The organism is Thetidibacter halocola (assembly GCF_018224955.1).
Classification (GTDB): domain Bacteria; phylum Pseudomonadota; class Alphaproteobacteria; order Rhodobacterales; family Rhodobacteraceae; genus Thetidibacter; species Thetidibacter halocola.
Map to the genome: position 1 here is coordinate 750,464 of NZ_JAGTUU010000001.1, position 19,844 is coordinate 770,307.

Annotated in this window: 23 protein-coding genes; 13 read left to right on the forward strand and 10 right to left on the reverse strand. The window is 67.2% G+C overall.

Going from position 1 to position 19,844, the window contains the following annotated elements; translation table 11 throughout:
• Positions 1–60: 60 nt before the first annotated feature.
• Together KB874_RS03335 and KB874_RS03340 are read right to left on the reverse strand one after the other, a co-directional pair.
• Positions 61–201 carry a DUF2256 domain-containing protein gene (locus KB874_RS03335; RefSeq protein ID WP_346346498.1) on the reverse strand — a complete coding sequence of 47 codons (141 nt, stop codon included), beginning with the start codon at positions 199–201 and terminating at the stop codon, positions 61–63.
• Positions 202–212: 11 nt separating this feature from the next.
• The gene (locus KB874_RS03340; RefSeq protein WP_212535115.1) at positions 213–1,712 is read right to left on the reverse strand and encodes an FAD-binding domain-containing protein; all 1,500 of its coding nucleotides are present in this window, start codon (positions 1,710–1,712) and stop codon (positions 213–215) included.
• An 85-nt stretch (positions 1,713–1,797) separates the two neighbouring features.
• Between KB874_RS03340 and pepN the strand changes: the two genes are divergently transcribed.
• From pepN to KB874_RS03360, 4 genes are all read left to right on the forward strand, one after another.
• Positions 1,798–4,347 carry an aminopeptidase N gene (gene pepN / locus KB874_RS03345; protein WP_212535116.1) on the forward strand — a complete coding sequence of 850 codons (2,550 nt, stop codon included), beginning with the start codon at positions 1,798–1,800 and terminating at the stop codon, positions 4,345–4,347.
• Entirely contained in the window at positions 4,344–5,090 is a 747-nt protein-coding gene (locus tag KB874_RS03350) for an SDR family oxidoreductase (RefSeq protein WP_212535117.1), read from the forward strand. Before pepN ends, KB874_RS03350 begins: the two co-directional genes overlap by 4 nt.
• A complete protein-coding gene (locus KB874_RS03355; RefSeq protein WP_212535118.1) occupies positions 5,087–5,515 on the forward strand; it encodes a hypothetical protein in 429 nt (142 codons plus the stop codon). Before KB874_RS03350 ends, KB874_RS03355 begins: the two co-directional genes overlap by 4 nt.
• A gap of 139 nt (positions 5,516–5,654) precedes the next feature.
• Positions 5,655–6,518 (forward strand): lysophospholipid acyltransferase family protein, encoded by an 864-nt coding sequence (locus tag KB874_RS03360; RefSeq protein WP_212535119.1) that lies wholly within the window; start codon positions 5,655–5,657, stop codon positions 6,516–6,518.
• A gap of 3 nt (positions 6,519–6,521) precedes the next feature.
• On the opposite strand, the gene KB874_RS03365 is transcribed toward KB874_RS03360, so the two are convergent.
• Positions 6,522–7,298: a transglycosylase SLT domain-containing protein gene (locus tag KB874_RS03365; RefSeq protein ID WP_212535120.1), complete on the reverse strand. Its 777-nt coding sequence runs from the start codon at positions 7,296–7,298 to the stop codon at positions 6,522–6,524.
• Positions 7,299–7,563: 265 nt separating this feature from the next.
• On the opposite strand from KB874_RS03365, the gene KB874_RS03370 reads away from it, so the two are divergent.
• The 4 genes from KB874_RS03370 (at position 7,564) to KB874_RS03380 (ending at position 11,374) form a co-directional block, all read left to right on the forward strand.
• A complete protein-coding gene (locus KB874_RS03370) occupies positions 7,564–8,778 on the forward strand; it encodes a hypothetical protein (RefSeq protein ID WP_212535121.1) in 1,215 nt (404 codons plus the stop codon).
• A 71-nt stretch (positions 8,779–8,849) separates the two neighbouring features.
• Positions 8,850–10,364 carry an Asp-tRNA(Asn)/Glu-tRNA(Gln) amidotransferase subunit GatB gene (gene gatB, locus KB874_RS03375; protein ID WP_212535122.1) on the forward strand — a complete coding sequence of 505 codons (1,515 nt, stop codon included), beginning with the start codon at positions 8,850–8,852 and terminating at the stop codon, positions 10,362–10,364.
• Between the two features lie 79 nt (positions 10,365–10,443).
• Complete coding sequence (locus KB874_RS23105; RefSeq protein ID WP_283053647.1) at positions 10,444–10,575, forward strand: hypothetical protein; 132 nt, start codon at positions 10,444–10,446, stop codon at positions 10,573–10,575.
• Between the two features lie 400 nt (positions 10,576–10,975).
• Positions 10,976–11,374, forward strand: coding sequence for a DUF4177 domain-containing protein (locus tag KB874_RS03380; RefSeq protein ID WP_212535123.1), 399 nt, complete (start codon positions 10,976–10,978; stop codon positions 11,372–11,374).
• A 3-nt stretch (positions 11,375–11,377) separates the two neighbouring features.
• Here the strand turns inward: KB874_RS03380 and KB874_RS03385 are convergent, their stop codons facing one another.
• Complete coding sequence (locus KB874_RS03385) at positions 11,378–11,635, reverse strand: BolA family protein (protein WP_212535124.1); 258 nt, start codon at positions 11,633–11,635, stop codon at positions 11,378–11,380.
• A gap of 75 nt (positions 11,636–11,710) precedes the next feature.
• Between KB874_RS03385 and KB874_RS03390 the strand changes: the two genes are divergently transcribed.
• Positions 11,711–12,334 carry a J domain-containing protein gene (locus KB874_RS03390; protein WP_212535125.1) on the forward strand — a complete coding sequence of 208 codons (624 nt, stop codon included), beginning with the start codon at positions 11,711–11,713 and terminating at the stop codon, positions 12,332–12,334.
• Positions 12,335–12,406: 72 nt separating this feature from the next.
• Here the strand turns inward: KB874_RS03390 and msrB are convergent, their stop codons facing one another.
• The 4 genes from msrB to KB874_RS03410 form a co-directional block, all read right to left on the reverse strand.
• On the reverse strand, positions 12,407–12,874 hold the full coding sequence (gene msrB, locus KB874_RS03395; RefSeq protein WP_212535126.1) for a peptide-methionine (R)-S-oxide reductase MsrB: 468 nt from the start codon (positions 12,872–12,874) through the stop codon (positions 12,407–12,409).
• Between the two features lie 147 nt (positions 12,875–13,021).
• A complete protein-coding gene (locus KB874_RS03400; RefSeq protein WP_428849223.1) occupies positions 13,022–13,579 on the reverse strand; it encodes a fasciclin domain-containing protein in 558 nt (185 codons plus the stop codon).
• A 114-nt stretch (positions 13,580–13,693) separates the two neighbouring features.
• Positions 13,694–14,386 (reverse strand): anti-sigma factor, encoded by a 693-nt coding sequence (locus tag KB874_RS03405; protein ID WP_212535127.1) that lies wholly within the window; start codon positions 14,384–14,386, stop codon positions 13,694–13,696.
• A complete protein-coding gene (locus tag KB874_RS03410; RefSeq protein WP_346346499.1) occupies positions 14,383–14,931 on the reverse strand; it encodes a sigma-70 family RNA polymerase sigma factor in 549 nt (182 codons plus the stop codon). The genes KB874_RS03405 and KB874_RS03410 overlap by 4 nt, the downstream gene beginning before the upstream one ends.
• Positions 14,932–15,018: 87 nt before the next feature.
• Between KB874_RS03410 and cobS the strand changes: the two genes are divergently transcribed.
• From cobS to KB874_RS03425, 3 genes are all read left to right on the forward strand, one after another.
• Positions 15,019–16,005 (forward strand): cobaltochelatase subunit CobS, encoded by a 987-nt coding sequence (gene cobS, locus KB874_RS03415; RefSeq protein WP_212535128.1) that lies wholly within the window; start codon positions 15,019–15,021, stop codon positions 16,003–16,005.
• Between the two features lie 87 nt (positions 16,006–16,092).
• On the forward strand, positions 16,093–16,500 hold the full coding sequence (locus KB874_RS03420; protein WP_212535129.1) for a hypothetical protein: 408 nt from the start codon (positions 16,093–16,095) through the stop codon (positions 16,498–16,500).
• 107 nt (positions 16,501–16,607) lie between these two features.
• Positions 16,608–16,976 carry a hypothetical protein gene (locus KB874_RS03425; protein ID WP_212535130.1) on the forward strand — a complete coding sequence of 123 codons (369 nt, stop codon included), beginning with the start codon at positions 16,608–16,610 and terminating at the stop codon, positions 16,974–16,976.
• Here KB874_RS03425 and KB874_RS03430 read toward each other — a convergent pair.
• Positions 16,973–17,179 (reverse strand): hypothetical protein, encoded by a 207-nt coding sequence (locus KB874_RS03430; protein WP_212535131.1) that lies wholly within the window; start codon positions 17,177–17,179, stop codon positions 16,973–16,975. The two genes, KB874_RS03425 and KB874_RS03430, sit on opposite strands and share 4 nt — an antisense overlap.
• A gap of 472 nt (positions 17,180–17,651) precedes the next feature.
• On the opposite strand from KB874_RS03430, the gene cobT reads away from it, so the two are divergent.
• The gene (cobT, locus tag KB874_RS03435; protein WP_212535132.1) at positions 17,652–19,526 is read left to right on the forward strand and encodes a cobaltochelatase subunit CobT; all 1,875 of its coding nucleotides are present in this window, start codon (positions 17,652–17,654) and stop codon (positions 19,524–19,526) included.
• On the opposite strand, the gene KB874_RS03440 is transcribed toward cobT, so the two are convergent.
• The gene (locus KB874_RS03440; protein ID WP_212535133.1) at positions 19,510–19,704 is read right to left on the reverse strand and encodes a hypothetical protein; all 195 of its coding nucleotides are present in this window, start codon (positions 19,702–19,704) and stop codon (positions 19,510–19,512) included. The genes cobT and KB874_RS03440 overlap by 17 nt on opposite strands.
• Positions 19,705–19,844: the final 140 nt, after the last annotated feature.

The window sequence follows — 19,844 nt, forward strand, 5'->3', positions numbered from 1 at the left end:
CCCTCGGCCCTTGCGGGCCTCACCCCCGGAGTTTACCGGGCAAGATGAAGCAGGGACTGCTCAGCGGCGCTTTGGCCTGTCGCCCTTGCACCGCTCGGAGCAGTAGCGGACCTCGGCCCAGACCTTTTCCCATTTCTTGCGCCAGACAAAGGGCTTGCCGCAGGTAGCGCAGGTCTTCTGCGGCAGGTCGATCTTTTTCACGCCCCTGGGCATCAAAAATCGAAGCTCCCTTGTCGTGCGTCCTGCCTGCGCTTCTCGGTGCGCGGCGCACGGTCGTTGACGAAATGGCGATCCTTGCGCGACGCGTGGCGGTCGATCACACGGGCGGCGTGGTCGCGGAAATCCTCGCCTTTGCGAACCGCCCAGATCGCCTCGCGCGCCTGTCTTGCCGCGTCGGCCACGTCGATGATTGGGCGCGGATAACGCGTGGGCCCGTCCCAGCGCCACGGTTCCTGCAACAGGGCGTCCGGCACGACTTCAAGCTCTGGCACCCAGCGGCGGGTGAAGGCGCCGGTCGGATCCTGGTCGTGGCCCTGTTTCACCGGGTTGTAGATGCGCAGCGTGTTGATGCCGGTCGTGCCGGATTGCATCTGGCACTGGCTCCAGTGGATGCCCGGCTCGTAGTCGGTAAACAGGCGAGCCAGGTGGCGGCCCGTGACCTGCCAGGGTAGCCAGAGATGGTAGGAGGCGACCGCCATCAGCATCGAGCGCATTCGGAAATTCAGCCAACCCGTCGCGTGCAGAGACCGCATGCACGCGTCGAGAAACGGCAAGCCGGTTTCGCCCCGCGCCCAGGCGTCGAGGCGCTCGTCGTCCGGCGCATCGCGGAGACCGCGATAGGCGGGGTGCATCTCGCGCCATTCGATCGGCGGCTCGTCCTCGAGCTTCTGCATGAAATGGTCGCGCCAGGCGAGGCGGGACTGGAAGGAGGACAGGCTGCCGGACCAGCCCTCGCGCGTGCCGCGGACCTCGCGCTGACGGGCGGCGGTGGCCTGCGCCACCTCGCGGACGGAAAGCGAACCGAGGGCGAGATGCGGGCTGAGTCGGGAACAGGCGGTCGCGCCCCCGAGCGGGGTGGACATGGCGCGGCGGTAGTCGCGGCCGCGTTCGGTCAGGAAGCCGCCAAGCAGGCTGAGGGCTTGGTTTCGCCCGCCCCTCTGCCGTTCGGGGCAGGTGTCGGAGACGCCCAGCGCGGCGGCATCGGGCAGGGGATCGGACCGCAACGCCAGCGCGTCGATCCGGTTGGGCGCGGGCAAGGGCGGCTCGGCGATCCAGCGGTTGCGTTGCTTCGACCAGTCGTCGCGGTCGTGCCGGCCCCGGCGGACAGCGCATTGCGGCAGTTCCGCCCAGCGCACGCCCTGCCCCCGCGCCCAGGCCCCAACTGCGCGGTCGCGGGCATAGGTCCACGCGTTACCAGTTTCCTCGAGGCTGAAAAGCCGCGACGCGCCGGTTTCCTGCCGCAACGCCTCGAGCAAGGCAACCGCCTCGCCCACGCGCAGCACGAGGTCGGCGCCGCGCGACCGCAGGGCCGCGCGCAGGTCGTCGAGGCTTTCGCGCAGGAAATCATACTGGCGGCCCGAGACATCCGGCAGGCGCCAGTAGTCCGGCTCGACGATATAGACGCAGACCACCGGGCCGTGGCGCTGCGCCGCCGCCAGCGCCGGATGATCCGCCAGTCGCAGATCGCGCTTGAACCAGAGGATCGACACCATACCCTCACCCGATGAGTTGCCCCCGCCCCGAAGGCGGCCTAACACTTTAGCGCGCGCCGCGTGCCCATCAACCGAAGGACCAGCGATGAAAGACGCCGCCCCCCAAACGGTCTATCTCAAGGACTACACCCCGTTCGGCTGGATCGTGGAGGAGGTGCACCTGACCTTCGTCCTCGCGCCGCGCGCAACGCGCATCCTGTCGCGCATCCGGTTTGCGCCGAACCCGCAGGCGCCCGCGCAGGACTTCCTCCTGCATGGCGAAGAGTTGCGGTTGATCCGGGCGGCGATCGACGGGGAAAAGGTCGAGCCAGAGATGGTCGAGGGCGGGCTGCGCGTGGCGGTGCCGGGCACGCCGTTCCTTTGGGAGGCCGAGGTCGAGATCGCGCCCGAGGCCAACACCGCGCTGGAAGGGCTTTACATGTCGCGCGGAATGTATTGCACGCAATGCGAGGCCGAGGGCTTCCGCAAGATCACCTATTACCCGGACCGGCCCGACGTGATGGCCACCTTCACGGTGCGGATCGAGGCGGACCTGCCGGTGCTGCTGTCGAACGGCAACCCAATAGGTGCGGGCGACGGCTGGGCGGAATGGCACGATCCCTGGCCGAAACCGGCCTACCTGTTCGCGCTGGTGGCGGGCGATCTGCGCAACCACGCCGACACGTTCGCCACGAAATCGGGCCGCGCCGTGGAACTGAACCTCTGGGTGCGACCCGGAGACGAGGGCAAATGCGCCTTCGGCATGGAGGCGCTGAAGAAGTCGATGACTTGGGACGAGGAGGTTTACGGCCGGGAATATGATCTGGACGTGTTCAACATCGTTGCCGTGGACGATTTCAATATGGGCGCGATGGAGAACAAGGGGCTGAACATCTTCAACTCGGCCGCCGTCCTCGCCTCGCCCGAGACCAGCACGGATGCCAATTTCGAGCGCATCGAGGCGATCATCGCGCATGAGTATTTCCACAACTGGACCGGCAACCGCATCACCTGCCGCGACTGGTTCCAGCTGTGCCTGAAAGAGGGGCTGACGGTGTTCCGCGACGCGCAGTTCACCAGCGACATGCGCGGGGCCGAGGTGAAGCGGATCGGCGACGTGATCGACCTGCGCGCGCGGCAGTTCCCCGAGGACCAGGGGCCGCTGGCGCATCCCGTCCGCCCCGAGAGCTTTGTCGAGATCAACAACTTCTACACGGCGACGGTCTATGAAAAGGGCGCCGAGGTGATCGGCATGCTCAAGACGCTGGTCGGCGACGATGCCTATGCCCGCGCGCTGGATCTGTATTTCGACCGGCATGACGGCGATGCCGCGACCATCGAGGACTGGCTGAAGGTCTTCGAGGATGCGACGGGCCGCGACCTGACGCAGTTCAAGCGGTGGTATGCGCAGGCAGGCACGCCCCGGCTGTCGGTCGCGGAGGATTGGCAGGACGGCACCTATACACTGACCTTCACGCAGCACACGCCGCCCTCGCCCGGCCAGCCGGTCAAGGCGCCCTTTGTCATCCCGATCGCCGTGGGCCTGCTGAACCCGAACGGCGACGAGGTGGTGCCGACCACGATCTGCGAGATGACCGAGGCCACGCAGAGCTTCCGCTTCGACGGGTTGTCGTCGAAACCGATCCCCTCGATCCTGCGCGGCTTCTCCGCCCCCGTGGTGCTAGAGCGCGAGGCCAGCCGCGAGGAGCGCGCCTTCCTGCTGGCGCATGACACGGATGCCTTCAACCGGTGGGAGGCTTCGCGCAGCCTCGCCCGCGACGGTCTGCTGGCGCAGGTCACAGACGCGAGCGCGCCGGATGCCGTCTGGATCGACGCGCTGGAGCGGGTCGTGCGGGACGATACGCTCGATCCGGCCTATCGCGCGCTGATGCTGGACCTGCCCACGCAATCAGAGCTGGCGCAGGCACTGTTCGAGCGCGGCGTGACGCCCGATCCGGATGCGATCCACGCCGCCGCCAAGGCGCTGGGGCAGGCGATGGCGGAGCGCTGGCGCGGGTTCCTGCCCGGGCTGCTGGCGCAGATGAGGATCGACGCGCCCTACAGCCCCGATGCCGATCAGGCAGGCAAGCGGGCCCTGGGCGGCACGGTCCTGGCGCTGCTGCGGCGGATCGACGGCGGCGACGCGGCGCAGGCGCAATATGACGCCGCCGACAACATGACCCTGCAACTCTCGGCGCTGACGGCGCTGATCCGGGCGGGCCGGGCCGAACCCGCGGTCAGCCGCTTCTACGAGCAATGGAAGGACGACCGGCTGGTGATGGACAAGTGGTTCGCGCTGCAGGTCGCGGCCTCGGACCCGTCCGAGACCGTCGAGGTCGCGCGCCGGCTGACGCAGCATCCGCTGTTCGACTGGACGAACCCCAACCGCTTCCGTGCGGTGATGGGCAGTCTTGCCGGACACCACGCGGGGTTCCATCGTGCGGACGGCGCGGGCTATGACCTGCTGGCCGACTGGCTGATCCGGCTGGACGAGAAGAACCCGCAGACCACGGCGCGGATGTGCTCGGCCTTCCAGACATGGCGGCGCTACGACGAGGGGCGGCAGGCGAAGATGCGCGCGGCTTTGGAGCGGATCAAGGCCCGCCCCGGCCTGTCGCGCGACGTGAACGAAATGGTGACAAGGATCCTGACATGAGCCGAGTTCTGATCGTGACCGGCGCCTCGGCCGGCATCGGGGCCGCGACCGCGCGCCTCGCCCCCGCGCGCGGATGGGACCGCATCGTGGTGCATTACGGACGTGACAAGGCGGGGGCCGATGCAGTTGCCGCCGCCGTGACCGCTCAGGGCGCGAAGGCGCATGTGATGCAGGCCGACGTCTCGGACATGCAGGCGATCTCGGCGCTGTTCGCGCAGGTGGCCGCGCTGGAACCGGGCGCCATCGACCTTGCGAACAACGCGGGTGTCGTGTCGCCCGCCGACAGCAAGCTGGCCGACCTGACGCCGGATCGCGTGCGCAAGGTCTTCGAGGTCAATGTCTTCGGCGCGCTCGAAGTGGCGCGGCAGGCGGTTCTGCTGATGCGAAAATGGGGCCAGGGCGGCAATATCGTCAATGTCAGCTCGGCCGCGTCGCGGTTGGGCAGCGGCAACCAGTATGTCGACTACGCCGCCAGCAAGGGCGCGATCGACACGATGACGCTGGGTCTGGCGGATGAACTGGCGCCCGAGGGCATCCGCGTCAACGCCATCCGCCCCGGCCTGATCGCCACCGACCTGCACGCCAAGGGCGGCCAGCCGGAACGCCTTGCCCAGATCGGCCATACCCCGCCGATGGGCCGGCCCGGCACGCCGGACGAATGCGCCGAGGCGATCCTCTGGCTGCTGTCAGGGCGCGCCTCCTACGTGACCCGGGAAATCATGGACGTGGCCGGCGGGCGGTGACGCCGCTGGTCCACCAAAGCACCGGGCGAACCTTGCGGGCGGGGCTGATCCTGCTGGCGACGTGGAGCGTGGTCCTGTGCCTTTGGCTGTGGATCGCGCTGTCGCCCTGGATCGCGGCGCTGATGCTGGCCACCACCCTGCCCGCGGCCTGGGACTTCGTCATCGCGCGGCGGGCCTGGCTGCGGCTGGACGACGGGGTGCTGGACTGGGGCTCGGGCCGGGCGCGCGGCACGGTCGCCCTCGACCGGATCGAGACCGTCCGGTTCGAAACACGGCTGGACCTGTCACCCCGGGTGCGGCTGGTGCTGCGCGACGGGCGGCGCCTGACCTTGCCGCAGGATGCGCTGCCTCCCGGGGGCATCCTGCAAACCGCCCTCGAGGCGCGGGGCGTGCATACGGAACGGCATCCGTTCGCTGGGTTCTAGCCCCTGGCCGGCAGGCAAACCGCCGCGCATTCAGATGACACGAGCCGGGCCACAGATGCAATTCCAAGCCAAAATGACTATACTCATAGGGAGCCCGCGCGTCACATCGCCGTTACGCTTGCGTGTTCAGGGTGGACCCATGAAAGACCGCATCGACCCGTTGATTGCCGAACGCGCGCCGTGGCTCTTCGCCTCGCGTCCTGAAACCCGCCTGGCCCGCGCCGCGCTGGACCGGGTCCTGGGCTATGACTGGACCATAGCCCTTGGCGAGACCCTGCAAGCGCTGCCCGCCGACACGATCATGCAGCGGCTGGGGCAAATGCTGGCCCGCGATGTCGAGGTCCGCGGGCTGGAGAACCTGCCGCGGCAGGGTGCCGCGCTGATCGTGGCGAACCACCCCACGGGCATCGCTGACGGGATCATGCTGCACCATGCCATCAGCCCGCTGCGGCCTGATGCCTTCTATTTCGCCAATCACGACATCCTGCGCGTCCTGCCGCAGTTCGAGGCGATGATCGCCCCCGTCGAATGGCGCAAGGAAAAGCGCAGCCACGCCAAGACGCGCGAGACCATGGCCTACACGCGAAACGCAGTCGAGGCCGGTCGACTGGGCGTGATCTTTCCCTCGGGACGGCTGGCGAAACGGCGCGGCCTGTCGCTGCATGAACGGCCGTGGATGGCCTCTGCCGCGATGATCGCGCGCAAGTTCGACCTGCCGGTGATCCCGGTGAACATCCGGGCGCGCAACTCGGTGCTGTTCTACCTGTTCGACCTGGTCCACCCGACGCTGCGCGACATCACGCTGTTCCACGAGACGCTGAACAAGGATCGCCAGCCCTACCGCATCACCATCGGAGAGCCGATCAGCGCCTCGGCCCTGCCGGCGAAATCCGAGGACGGGATCGAGATGCTGCGCCGCGCCACGCTGGCGCTGGGAGGCGCACGCGCGCCCGCCGTATCGCTGGTCGATGCGACCCGGCGGCCGGGCTGGCTGCGGGCCTGACGCCTAGCCTTCGCTGCGGGTGGACATGACCGGCATCTTGGATGGCGGCAAGTCCCTGGTCTTTGCCTCGATGCCGATCCCCGCGGGACGCGCAACCGGGCGCAGCGAGGGGGGCATGCCGGTGCAATACTCCTGCGAGCGGACCCAGGCGCGCATGTCCTCGCGCTTGCGCTTGGAATGGAACGGGCCCCAGTCGGCGGCGACGCCGCGCATGCCGGCGCTGATGACGCCGTCGCGCGGCACGGTGCGCGCCATGATGCGCAACGCGCAGGACAGGTTGTCCTCGGGGTCCTTCAGCGCCTCGCCGCTTTTTGCCTTGCAGCGATAGAGCCGCGCGGTCGAGGGCAGGATCTGCGTCAGGCCGTACCATTGCCCGCCGCCACCCACGGCAGCCGGGCGATGGGTGCTTTCATGCCAGGCCAGCGACGACACCAGCCCGACCCAGAACGCCTCGCGTTCCTCGCGCGAGGCGGTGGGATAGCCGGGGCACCAGGTGGCGATGTCGCGCGGCACGGTGTCGGGAAGGCTCGCGGCATGGGCCCGCAGCGCCCGGACGATGGCAAGGGTCCAGCCGCGCCGGTCCCCCTTGTTCGCCCATCGGGCATCGGGCAGCACGACTGCGCGCCGCGCCACCGGACGCAAAGAGCGGTCGACCGCAAGCGGCGAAACAGCCTCTGTCGCAAGCGCGGGCGCCGTTGTCCCGTTGCCCTGCGGAAGCGGGGTCGGGTTGGCGATGGCAGCAGTGCCCAGAAGCGTGAAAAGAATGGCAGCACGCAACATGATGGGCCGTGCTTGCCGCAAATTCGAGCATTTTTCAAGATGGCCAGGGTCGGCCCGATTGTCGCGACAGGCGGAACGCAGCGTTCCCATCGGCGGATCATTGCCTAAAACCGGCACGGAAGGGTCGGCAAGCTTTCCCCTTCCGGCCCCGTTTTCGCCGGAAAGGGGCGTCAGTGTAGAGCGTAAATCGACGAAAGTGCTGCCACACATGCGCGTCTTCACAAACCGACTCGGTCCACTGCTGCGGCGGGGGGCCACCCAAATCATGCGGCCTGAAAGCCCCGCTTCCCGGACCGCGGACGACCAGATCGTCTGGAAGTCCGCCGCGCCGGCGGCCGTGCCCCCGCTGCGCCCGCGCGTCGAGATCGCGATGCGCGATCCCTCGGACGAGGATGACCTGCGCCAGACCCTGCGCAACCGCGGACGCCATCTGGCGCGGCAGGACGCCTGGGATACGCTCGCCGCCGAGATCGAGGCCGCAGACCGCGCGCGCCTCATGACCACCGGCCTGATGCCGCAGGCGGAACTTCTGGCCCAGGGAGCCCGCGCCGACGTGGTGCAGGCGGCCCACGCCGCGATCATGCGGGGCGAACCGCGCCAGGCCAGCGCCGCGCTGACCGCCTTCCAGGCCAATCTCGAGGATCTGCCGGACAGCGCGGCGCTGGGCTATGTGGTGGGGGCGGCCCATGTCGATGCCGCGCGGGTCTGGCGCGGCGCGTCGCAGCCTGATGTCCTGTCGCCGCAGCGCCGCGGTGGCTGGTTGCGGCACATGCAGGCCGCCGCAAGGCTGGCCGAACGCTTTGACCCGTTCGAGACCGACAGCGCCCTGATGGCGCAGTTGCGCTGCGCGGTGCTTGATGTGGACCCGGCTCCGGCCCAGCGCGTTGAAGACGATTACGAGGACCTGATTGATCTCGAACCCCGCTGTCCCGACCACATGCGCGCGCTGGGGCGCGACCTGCTGCCGCGCCGCTACGGCACGTTCGAGCGGCTGGACGCGCAGGCCCGCCGCACCGCCCACCGCACCCGCGACATCTGGGGCATGGGCGGCTATGCCTGGATCTGGCTGGGCGCGATGGAGACCGACCCGCAGGCGCAGCGCCGCGCAGATGCCGGCCTGTTCCGCGAGGGGCTGCGCGACATCCTCGACCGGTTCGGCGACCAGCACATGGTCAACCGTCTTGCCGCCTTCACCGGCGTGACCCTGCCCTCCGGCGGCGAGGTGGACGACCCCGCGATGCGCCTTTCGGCGGAATTCGACTGGATCGCGGGCGAGCGGCTGGCCGAACTGCATCCCCGGGTCTGGGCCGACGCCGCCGCCCCCGGCCGCGCCGTCAGCACCACCGCCGAACCGGAACCGGGCAGCCTGGTCATGATCGGCAAGGCCCGCGCCCTGTCGACACTGGCCGAACGCTTTGCCCCGGAAATGGGCCGTTCGGGCCAGCTCACCTTTGGCGACGGAGGTTTGCTCCGGACCTAGGCCGCGCCGCTCTTGCCCCGCGCGCGGGCCTGACGTAGACCGACGCCCAATCGGACAAGAGCGGAGCGGCCATGCTGGACCTGACCTATGAGACGCCCAAGCCCAAGGTGATCGCGGGCGCAAAGCATGATTGGGAACTGGTGATCGGGATGGAGGTGCACGCGCAGGTGGCCTCTCAGGCCAAGCTGTTCTCGGGCGCATCCACGAAATTCGGCGCCGAGCCAAACTCGAACGTGTCTTTCATCGACGCGGCGATGCCGGGCATGTTGCCGGTCATCAACGAATACTGCATCGAACAGGCAGTGCGCACCGGGCTGGGCCTGAAGGCTAAGATCAACCTGACCTCGGCCTTCGACCGCAAGAACTACTTCTACCCCGACCTGCCGCAGGGCTACCAGATTTCGCAACTGTATCACCCGCTGGTGGGCGAGGGCGAAATCCTGGTGGACATGGAGCCGGGCATCGCCCGCCTCGTGCGCATCGAGCGCATCCACGTCGAACAGGACGCGGGCAAGTCGATTCACGACATGGACCCGAACATGTCCTTCGTCGACCTCAACCGCACCGGCGTGGCGCTGATGGAGATCGTCAGCCGCCCCGACATCCGCGGTCCCGAAGAGGCTGCCGCCTACATCGCCAAGCTCCGCCAGATCCTGCGCTATCTCGGCACCTGCGACGGCAACATGCAGAACGGCAACCTGCGCGCGGACGTCAACGTCTCGGTCTGCCTGCCGGGCCAGTACGAGAAATACCAGGCGACGCAGGATTTCAGCCATCTCGGCACGCGCTGCGAGATCAAGAACATGAACTCGATGCGCTTCATCCAGCAAGCCATCGACTACGAGGCGCGGCGCCAGATCGCAATCCTCGAGGCCGGCGGCAAGGTCGATCAGGAAACCCGTCTGTATGACCCCGACAAGGGTGAGACTCGCAGCATGCGGTCCAAGGAAGAGGCGCACGACTACCGCTACTTCCCCTGCCCCGACCTCCTGCCGCTGGAGATCGAGCAGGGCTGGGTCGACGACATCAAGGCCTCGCTGCCGGAACTGCCGGACCAGAAGAAGGCCCGTTTCGTCACCGAATTCGGCCTGTCCGAATATGACGCGGGCGTGCTGACCGCTGAAGTCATCAACGCCGACTATTTCGAAAAAGTCGCGGCGGGCGCCGGAGACGGCAAGCTGGCGGCGAACTGGGTCATCAACGAACTCTTCGGCCGTCTCAAGAAGGACGACCGCGACATCACCGACAGCCCGGTCGATCCCGACCAGCTGGCCGGCATCATCCGCCTGATCAAGTCTGACGCCATCAGCGGCAAGATCGCCAAGGACCTGTTCGAGATCGTCTATACCGAGGGCGGCGACCCCGAGAAAATCGTCGAGGACCGCGGCATGAAGCAGGTCACCGACACCGACGCCATCGAGGCCGCGGTGGACGAGATCATCGCCGCCAACCCCGCGCAGGTCGAAAAGGCCAAGGCCAACCCGAAACTCGCGGGCTGGTTCGTGGGCCAGGTGATGAAGGCGACCGGCGGCAAAGCCAACCCGAAGGCGGTGAATGACCTGGTCGCCTCGAAGCTGGGACTGTGACCGCGGACTTCGCGTATTGCCGGATTGAACTCTGTCGCGGCGCCATTACATTAGGATCAGGAAACCGAAAGGCTTGTCCATGATTGTCATCGCCGCCGCCGCCCTTCTTGGCCTGCTCGCCGCTCTTGCTGCCAAGCGCGGCACGCCGGCGCGCCAGCGAGTCGCTCAGCGCGCCGAGCCGCGTAAACGCCACCCGCTCGACCGCCGGTGATTCGCCAGTCTGGCGGCACATAGCATCGACGACGGCAAACACGACTTTCGGCTTACTTCGGGCTCAAAGGCGATTTTCCGCCGAAACGTGCAGACTTAGCCACGTCAAAGCGCTTTCATGCGATTCTCGCGACGTATGGTTTCCCATACTTCCGCCACGTCACGAAAAATGTTAATATTTTGTTACCGTCATTGTATTGGGCGGCAGCCTCCTTGTTGGTCGAGGCACAAGCAATCAGATTGAACAGGGGGTTTTTATCCGTTTGTTCAGAAATCACCGGGGCGGCTCCGCAGGGGCCGCCCCGTTTTCCTTGTCCCCTTTCGGGCGTCGCCACTCTGGACCATCCCGACGCCTGCTGTATCCTGCGTTTCCGCACATTCGCGCCGCGAGGAGCCAACCCATGCCCTATGAATACAAGGTCGTCCCCGCACCGGCCCGCGGCGCCAAGCGCAAGGGCGCCCGGACCGCCGAGGACCGCTTTGCCCTCACGATCGAGGCGCAGATCAACACACTGGCCGCCGAGGGCTGGGAATACCTGCGCTGCGACACGCTGCCATCCGAGGAACGCTCGGGCCTGACCCAGACGCAGACGGTCTGGCGCAACCTGCTGGTGTTCCGACGCGGAACTGCGGCGCAGGCCGACGCGCCAACCCCGCCCCGCATGCTGACAGCACCCAGGACCGATGAGGGCGACGATCTCGACACTGCCGAGGACACGACCCCGGACGGGCAGGACACGAACACGCCCCTGCCCGGCATCCTGCGCGCGCGGGCGCGGCAGGCAACCGGCCAGGACTGACGCTCAGGTGTCCAGGTCCAGCGCCAGCGCGTGGATCTGCGCCACCAGGTCGGCACCCAGTGCCTGGTGCACAGCACGGTGCCGTGCGATGCGCGATTGACCGGCAAAGTCCGGGCTGCGCAGCATCACGTGGAAATGGCTTTCGCCGCCGTCCTGATACCCGGCATGGCCGCGATGGCTCTCGCTGTCGTCCCGCACGCTCAACTCGTGCACGGTGAACGCCGCCCTAAGGCGCGCCTCGATCTGATCCGCTCTCGACATTTTTGCTCTCCTGCCCCCTGTAAGTCTGACGCGTTTCGTCTAAACTCTGGCGTCCGAGTCGAAAAGAGGTGAGCCATGAGCAGACCAGACCCCTTCGGTTTCGACATGTCCGTCAGGTCGTCGAAGAAGAAGAACCCGCGCGGACGGCGTGGGATGTCCGGTGAACAGGAAACATCGACCCGCCTCTGCGACCATGACGGCTGCGAGGAACCGGGCAAGTTCCGCGCGCCCAAGGCCCCGGACGTGCTGGATGATTTCTTCTGGTTCTGCAAGGACCACGTGCGCGAATACAACGCCAAGTGGAACTTCTACGAGGGCAAGACCGAGGCAGAGATGAACGCCCAGACCTCGTCGGACAAGGTCTGGGAGCGGCGCACGAAGGACTGGCGCGACCCCGAGGCCAAAGCCTGGGCGCGGCTGGGCATCGAGGACCCGCATCAGGTGCTGGGCGACAATGCGACGCGCAACCCGGGCAAGAAGGCGGGCGGCACGCGCAAGCTTCCGCCGACCGAGCGCAAGGCGCTCGAGATCCTCGAGGCCGAGGACACGCTGACCAAGGCCGAGTTGCGCAAGATCTACAAGTCGCTGATCAAGGTGCTGCACCCCGACATGAACGGCGGCGACCGCAGCCAGGAAGACCAGCTGCAACAGGTCGTCTGGGCCTGGGACCAGATCAAGGACTCGCGCTCGTTCAAGTGAGGCCGCGCGAGACATGGAAAAAGCGCCCGAGGGAGACCACGGGCGCTTTTTCGTCTGTGCCGTTCACCCGTGTCAGGCCGCGCGGAAAGTCAGCGAGACACCGTTGAGGCAGTGCCGCAGGCCGGTAGGCTGCGGGCCATCGTCAAAGATGTGGCCCAGGTGCGAGCCGCAATTCGAGCAGTGGCATTCGGTCCGCGTCATGAAGAAAGAGCGGTCGGCCTGCGTGCCGATGGCGTCGGCCCGGATCGGCTGCCAGAAACTGGGCCAGCCGGTGCCGCTGTCATATTTGTGCGCCGAGGAATACAGCGCCTGGTCGCAGCCGCGGCAGTGATAGGTGCCCGCGCGCGTGTTCTTGTCCAGCGGCGAGGAAAAAGCGCGTTCGGTGCCGTGGTCGCGCATGACGTGGTATTCGGCGTCGCTCAGCATGGCGCGCCACTCCGCCTCGGTCCGGGTCAGCGGGAACGTGCCGCCAGCCGCCCGCCCCTGCGAGGCAAGGCCCAGCGCGGCGGCGGCGATGCCCAGGAAACTGCGTCTTTGCATGGTCTGTCCTCCTTGATTGTCAGCATGATCCGGCAGGACGAGCCTGCCAAGTCCGGGCTCTGCACGATTGCGCGAGCCGCCAGGGGCCCGCGCAATCGCGGGGCGCGCGTTGGTTCGGGGATCCTGCGCGCACCAGTCTGGCCGCTCTTACTGCGACGGCAGAAGAACCCGGTCGATGACGTGGATCACGCCGTTCGACTGGCGCACGTCTGCGATGGTCACGCGCGCCTCGCGGCCGTTCTCGTCGGTCAGGACAAGGTCGTTGCCCTTCATCGAGGCCTGCAAGGTGCAGCCGCCCACGGTCTGCACGGAATGCGTGCCGCCCGAGTCGGCAATCATGCCCGCGATGACGTCGGACATGGCGTTGGCCGCGACCACGTGGCAGGCGAGGATCGTGGCCAGCTGCGCCTTGTTCTGGTCCATCATCAGCGCGTTGAGGCTGGATTCGGAGATCCGGCCAAAGGCGGCGTCGGTCGGCGCGAAGACGGTGAAGGGCCCGGCCGAATTCAGCGTGTCGACCAGCCCGGCCTGCTGAACGGCGGCGACCAGCGTCTTGTGATCGGCCGAGTTCACGGCGTTCTCGACGATCGTCTTGTTGGCGAACATCGGCGCGCCGCCGACCATCGGGTTCTGCATCTGGGCGCTGGCCGTGCCTGCGGCGAGGGCAAGCAGGGTGGCGGTCGTCATGGAAGTAAAGCGGTTCATGTCGGTCTCTCCTGATGTTGTTTCCCTCGCCGTCCCGGCAAGGTCACAGGAAGACACGCAGCCCCGTTTCAGACAGTTTCGCCACATTTCAAAGGCTCACGCGGTCGTGACCGATCAGCCCCGAACCGCCAAAGTGCCCAGCGCCAGCACCGGCCCGGTGGGCTGGCCGGTGGGGGAGCCGCCCGGCGGCTCGAGCGAGATCGCCACCGTCGCACCGTCGGTCATCAACGGCACCAGGGCCTCGGGCACCGGGATTTGCGTCAGCGTGTCGGGCGTCATCAGCCCGACCGAGACGGGTGCGGCGCCCGCATCGGCGATCAGCCAGATTTCCAGCGCCGCGTCCTGCGGCACCCCTCCGGCATCGCGCCGCAACATGAAGGTCTGGCTGTCGGGTGCCCAATGCGCCAGCAGCCGATAGCCCTGCTCGTCGGCCACGAGATCGGCATAGAGATGCGGCCGGGTCGGGCCCAGCAGGTCGGTGCCCACCACCACCCAGGCCAGCAGCGCCGCGGCGACCGCACCGCCCAGGTAGGGCATCAATTGCCGCCAGATCGACGGTCGCGGCGTCGAGAACAGACGCTGCTCGATCCGGTTCAGCACCTGTGGCGGCGGCGCAACCTCGGGCAGGTCGTCGGTCATGGTGGCGAAATACTCGGTCCAGGCGGCGACGTCCTGTTCGAGGTCCGGATCGGTCGCCATCTGGCGCTCGAAGGCGCGGACCTCGTCCTTGGACAGCAGGCCCAGGACATATTCCGCGGCCATCGCCTCCCAGCCGCCGGACAGATCGGTGTCTTGCGGATCGGTCATCGGCTCAGGCACTCCCTCAGCTGCATCAGACTGCGCCGCAGCCAGGTCCGCACGGTGTTGAGCGGGGTTCCCGACGCCTCGGCGATCTCGGCATAGCTCAGCCCGTCAAGGTAGGCGCCGCGCACCATGCCGGCGCGGTCGGGCGGCAATTCGCGCAGACACAGGTCCAGCATCCGCGCCATGTCGCTGGCCACCGCCTGGGCTTCAGGACCGGGGCCGGGATCGGCGATCAGGTCGGCCGCGTCCAGCGGCGCCGCCCCGCCCTGCGCGCGCAGCCGGCGCAGGCGGTCGATGGCGGCGTTGCGCGAGATGGTGATGAGCCAGGTCATCGGCGAATATCCGTTGGCGCGATACTGGCCGGCGCGGTTCCAGATGCGCAGGAACACCTCCTGCAAGACATCCTCGGCGGCGGCCTCGTCGGACAAGACACGCAGGCAGACGCCATAAAGTTTCGCCCCGGTCCGCGCATAGAGGGCACGGAACGCCTTGCGGTCCCCCATCGAGACGCGCGCGATCAGGGACTCTATCTCGTCCTGCGGTGTCACGGATGGCTTCCCCGGCGCGCTTCCCCTTGCCCCTCTCCGCGTTATGTTGCACCAAGCGCAGGATAACCGGATGAGGATGGGTGCAGCATGGCCGACGGGACGATCGATATCAACGCGAAACCGACCGAAGAGATCTCGGTGCGCGAGGTCTTCGGAATCGACAGCGACATGATCGTTCACGGATTTCCAGACCGCACGGACCGGGTTCCGGATCTCGATTCGACCTACAAGTTCGACCCCGACACGACGCTGGCGATTCTGGCGGGCTTCCGCAACAACCGTCGCGTGATGATCCAAGGCTATCACGGCACCGGCAAATCGACCCATATCGAACAGGTCGCGGCGCGGCTGAACTGGCCGGCAGTGCGGGTGAACCTCGACAGCCATATCAGCCGGATCGACCTGATCGGCAAGGACGCGATCAAGCTGGTGGACGGCAAGCAGGTCACGCAATTCCAGGAAGGGATCCTGCCCTGGGCGCTGCGCAACCCCTGCGCCATCGTCTTCGACGAATACGACGCCGGCCGTGCCGACGTGATGTTCGTGATCCAGCGCGTGCTGGAAACCGACGGCAAGCTGACCCTGCTGGACCAGAACATCGTCCTGACCCCGCACAAGTATTTCCGCATCTTCGCCACGGCGAATACCGTGGGCCTCGGCGACACGACGGGCCTTTATCACGGCACGCAGCAGATCAACCAGGGCCAGATGGACCGCTGGTCACTGGTGGCGACACTGAACTACCTGTCGATCGACGCCGAGACCGCGATCGTCCTGGCCAAGGCGCCCCACTACAATACGGAAAAGGGCCGCAAGACGATCCGCCAGATGGTGACCGTGGCCGATTTCAGCCGCCGCGCCTTCATGAATGGCGAGCTGTCGACGGTCATGTCGCCCCGGACGGTCATCGCCTGGGCCCAGAACGCCGAGATCTTCCGCAACGTGGGCTATGCCTTCCGGGTGTCGTTCCTGAACAAGTGCGATGAACTGGAACGGTCCACCGTGGCCGAATTCTACCAACGCTGCTTCGATGAGGAATTGCCGGAATCGGCGGCGAGCCTGTCGCTGGGCTGAGCCTCGCCGCACCAGATCGGTAAAGCTTTAACCGCCGCGCGCGGTGCCGTCAGGACTTGGTAAACCTTGCAGGCGCACCCTGTCTGCATGGGACGCCTGACCGCACATATCCTCGCGTTAGCCCTGATCGCCGCGCTGCTTCCCCGGACGGGGCATGCGGGCATGGCGTCCCGTCCCGACGATCTGACGGTGGCCTTCGCCACCTGCGCGGGCCGTCTCGCCGCGTTTCGCAACGAGGGCTGGACCGTTCCGGGCCAGCGCCTCGACAGTCGCGCCGCCTACCAGGGGTTTACCGACCTGCTTGCGGCCGTCGGCCCCTCTCCCAGCGACAGCAGCCCCGCCGCCGTGACGCTGCGCGCGATCCGAGCGCAGGCGCGGACGGAAACCGCGCGGCTTTTGTCCATCGCGCGCTACGGGTCCGACGCCCGCCGCACGCGGCTAGCCGCCGCGACGCTGGCGCAACGCCTGCTGGCCTGCGAGAGCCTGCTGCCGTGACAGGCTGTGGCCGTTTCGACAATACGGCTCAAAAGTTTTCATACCGCCCGTATTTTTAGCACATTTGTGTGCCTAAAGTCGGATTCATGGGCGATCTAAAAAAATTCTTGGCCGCGATCGTTGCCATGGCCTGCCTGGCGACAGGGGTCCTCGCCGAGGGTCCGCAGGATCGCGCAACCAGTTTTGCCACCTGCACCGGGCGCTGGTCCGCCGTCATGGAACACGAATGGCTGATGGGCCGCGACGGCTCCGAGGCCGAGATGCGGCGCGCCACCTTCGTCACGTTGCTGGAGGCCGCGATGCCCGATCCGGCGGTCGACGCGCCCGACCTGCTGCACCTGCGCATCGCGGCGAAACACGCACTCGCCCACCTGCTGCAACAGGCTGACCTGGGCACCGATCCGGCCACCGCGCGGCGTGCCCGCGCGATGGCCCGCAACCAGCTTGCCCCCTGCCGGACGCTGCTGTTGGGCTAAGCCGCGGCACAGGCGAAATCCGCCGCCGACAAGCCCCGCATCTTGACGCCGCGCAGGGTGATCCCGTCTAAGGCACCGAGATCGATCACCGTAGAGTGTCCCGCAAGCGCCGCGGCTACCAGCACGTCGGCAACCGAGCCGCCATCCAGTCGGACGGCACCTGTGACGACCACGTCATCCCCGCCGCCCGCATCGACCAACACGCCGGACCTGGCAGTGCCGGAAAATGCCGTGAGCGTCGTGACAGGCGGCGCCGTTCGGCGTGCAGACGGCGGAATTGATTGCGTCGACATGAGTCGCGCCCGGCCTGGTCATGGCCCGACAGCGCCGGGTATGTGAGTCCACCATCCGAGAGATAGCCATTACCGTCGAAGACCAGCGTGACTTTGGGCGCGACACTGGCGGAATCGAAATTCGCGGCGACGGACGGATCGATCCCCGGCATCGGAGACCTGCATGAAAGCGCGTGTCTCAGGGTCAAGCCCGCGCGGCAAACCGCGCAACTGGCATCGTTGCCAGAGCTTCCCGTGACAAACCTCTGTAAAACATGGAAAACTGTCACCCCTGACAGGGACTGGCATTCTACCATCGCCCGGACGGCAAGCCCCCCGCGCGGCTCTGGTCAATCCCGCGCGTCGGGGCTAGTTTGCGCAAGAGACAAGCAAGGCACGTGGCATGGCACAGCAATCCGACAATCCGGCCGACCCGTTCAAGAAGGCGCTCGCCGAGGCGACCAAGGTCATGGCCGATGACCGCGAGTTGACGGTCAGCTACACGGTCGATCCCTCGGGCGTGTCCGGCGACTCGATGCGCCTGCCGCAGGTCAGCCGCCGCATGACCCGCGACGAGGTGATGCTGGCGCGCGGCACGGCGGATGCGCTGGCGCTCTATCGCCGCTATCACGACAACGGCGTGCATGCCCGCTACGCCCCGCAGGGCGAGATGGCGCGCGAACTCTACGAGGCGATGGAAACCGCCCGCTGCGAGGCGATGGGTGGCCGGGACATGCCCGGCACCTCGGGCAATATCGACGCCAAGATCGCGCACGAGGCCGCCCGCCGCGGCTATGGCCAGATCCGTGACAAGGCGCAGGCGCCGCTGCCCGTGGCCGCCGGATACCTGATCCGCCATCTCGCCACCGGCCGCGACCTGCCCGCAGATGCCGCCAACGTGATGGAGCTGTGGCGCGGCTACATGGAGGAACAGTCCAGCGGCACGCTGGAGAATCTCGACCGGACGCTGTCCGACCAGACCGCCTTTGCCAAGTTCGCGCGCCAGATCATCACCGACCTCGGCTATGGCGATCAGCTGGGCGACGATCCCGACGACCTGGACGACGAGTCCGAGGAAGACGGCGGCGAATCCGAGGATGACCAGCAGCCAGACAGCACCGGCCAAGACGACGAGGAAGGCGAAGAGGCCGACGCCAATCCCGACCAGTCCCAGGACGAGACGATGGACCCCTCGCAGGCCCAGGTCAGCATGGAGGATTCCGCAGACCAGGAAAGCGGCGACGAGGTCGAGATGCCCGAGGGCGAGGCCCCGCTCGAGCCCCCCGCCCCGCAGCCAATCTCGGAGGCCGACCCCGACTACAAGGTCTACATCACCGATTTTGACGAGGAAATCGCCGCCGAGGACCTCGCCGAGCCGGTCGAACTGGAACGCCTGCGCGCCTATCTGGACCAGCAACTGGAACCGCTGAAAGGGGCGGTGTCGCGCCTCGCCAACAAGCTGCAACGCAGGCTCCAGGCGCAGCAGAACCGCAGCTGGGAGTTCGACCTCGAGGAAGGCATCCTGGATGCCGGGCGTCTTGCCCGCGTGGTGGCGAATCCCACGACGCCGCTCTCCTTCAAGGTCGAGAAGGATACCGAGTTCCGCGACACGGTGGTGACGCTGCTGCTGGACAATTCCGGCTCTATGCGCGGCCGCCCGATCTCGATCGCGGCGATCTGCGCCGACGTGTTGGCGCGGACGCTGGAACGCTGCTCGGTCAAGGTCGAGATCCTGGGCTTCACGACCCGCGCCTGGAAGGGCGGGCAGTCGCGCGAGGCTTGGCTGAACGCAGGCCGCGAACAGCAGCCCGGTCGCCTGAACGACCTGCGCCACATCGTCTACAAGTCGGCCGATTCACCTTGGCGGCGGACCCGCGACAACCTTGGCCTGATGATGAAGGAAGGCCTGCTGAAGGAAAACATCGACGGCGAGGCACTGGAATGGGCACACCGCCGGATGATACACCGCCCCGAAGCGCGCAAGATCCTTATGGTGATCTCGGACGGCGCGCCGGTGGACGACTCGACCCTGTCGGTCAACCCCGCGAACTACCTGGAAAAGCACCTGCGCGACGTGATCGCCATGGTGCAGCGCAAGAAGCAGGTGGAACTGCTGGCCATCGGCATCGGCCATGACGTGACGCGCTATTACGACCGCGCCGTGACCATCACCGACGTGGAACAGCTGGCTGGTGCGATGACCGAACAACTGGCCGCGCTGTTCGACAGCGACCCGCGGGCGCGGGCGCGTTTCATGGGGATCAAACGCGCGTCGTAACGGGCTTGACAGGGGCCGCGTGACGCGGCGCCTGGGCAAAGACCTGCGCGACGAAGGCGTGGAACGCGGCACGGCGGGCGGCCCGGCGCTGGCGGTTTGCCTCGCGCGTGGCCGCATCGGCGGCACCGTGGCGGTCGGCGGTGTGGGTCAGGTGGGCGGTGTCGAAGGGGGTGAACATCGGGTCTCTCCTCTGGCTGATGTCCCATCCTCGCGCAACGGCGAAGGCCGCGCTTGAAGGTCTTCCTGTGTTTTCCCTTGGAAACCCCTGAGAAACGATCCGAAGCTTGCGGAAACCCCTTTCGCCGGGCTTACTTGCCG

Coding starts and splice junctions, on each gene's coding strand:
- KB874_RS03380 (WP_212535123.1), top strand. CDS start 10,976: ATGCCCTATGAATACAAGGTCGTCCCCGCACCGGCCCGCGGCGCCAAG.
- KB874_RS03440 (WP_212535133.1), bottom strand. CDS start 19,704: ATGTTCACCCCCTTCGACACCGCCCACCTGACCCACACCGCCGACCGC.
- cobS (WP_212535128.1), top strand. CDS start 15,019: ATGGCCGACGGGACGATCGATATCAACGCGAAACCGACCGAAGAGATC.
- pepN (WP_212535116.1), top strand. CDS start 1,798: ATGAAAGACGCCGCCCCCCAAACGGTCTATCTCAAGGACTACACCCCG.
- KB874_RS03350 (WP_212535117.1), top strand. CDS start 4,344: ATGAGCCGAGTTCTGATCGTGACCGGCGCCTCGGCCGGCATCGGGGCC.
- KB874_RS03400 (WP_428849223.1), bottom strand. CDS start 13,579: ATGAACCGCTTTACTTCCATGACGACCGCCACCCTGCTTGCCCTCGCC.
- gatB (WP_212535122.1), top strand. CDS start 8,850: ATGCTGGACCTGACCTATGAGACGCCCAAGCCCAAGGTGATCGCGGGC.
- KB874_RS03360 (WP_212535119.1), top strand. CDS start 5,655: ATGAAAGACCGCATCGACCCGTTGATTGCCGAACGCGCGCCGTGGCTC.
- KB874_RS03340 (WP_212535115.1), bottom strand. CDS start 1,712: ATGGTGTCGATCCTCTGGTTCAAGCGCGATCTGCGACTGGCGGATCAT.
- KB874_RS03405 (WP_212535127.1), bottom strand. CDS start 14,386: ATGACCGATCCGCAAGACACCGATCTGTCCGGCGGCTGGGAGGCGATG.
- KB874_RS23105 (WP_283053647.1), top strand. CDS start 10,444: ATGATTGTCATCGCCGCCGCCGCCCTTCTTGGCCTGCTCGCCGCTCTT.
- KB874_RS03390 (WP_212535125.1), top strand. CDS start 11,711: ATGAGCAGACCAGACCCCTTCGGTTTCGACATGTCCGTCAGGTCGTCG.
- cobT (WP_212535132.1), top strand. CDS start 17,652: ATGGCACAGCAATCCGACAATCCGGCCGACCCGTTCAAGAAGGCGCTC.
- KB874_RS03365 (WP_212535120.1), bottom strand. CDS start 7,298: ATGTTGCGTGCTGCCATTCTTTTCACGCTTCTGGGCACTGCTGCCATC.
- KB874_RS03385 (WP_212535124.1), bottom strand. CDS start 11,635: ATGTCGAGAGCGGATCAGATCGAGGCGCGCCTTAGGGCGGCGTTCACC.
- KB874_RS03420 (WP_212535129.1), top strand. CDS start 16,093: ATGGGACGCCTGACCGCACATATCCTCGCGTTAGCCCTGATCGCCGCG.
- KB874_RS03370 (WP_212535121.1), top strand. CDS start 7,564: ATGCGGCCTGAAAGCCCCGCTTCCCGGACCGCGGACGACCAGATCGTC.
- msrB (WP_212535126.1), bottom strand. CDS start 12,874: ATGCAAAGACGCAGTTTCCTGGGCATCGCCGCCGCCGCGCTGGGCCTT.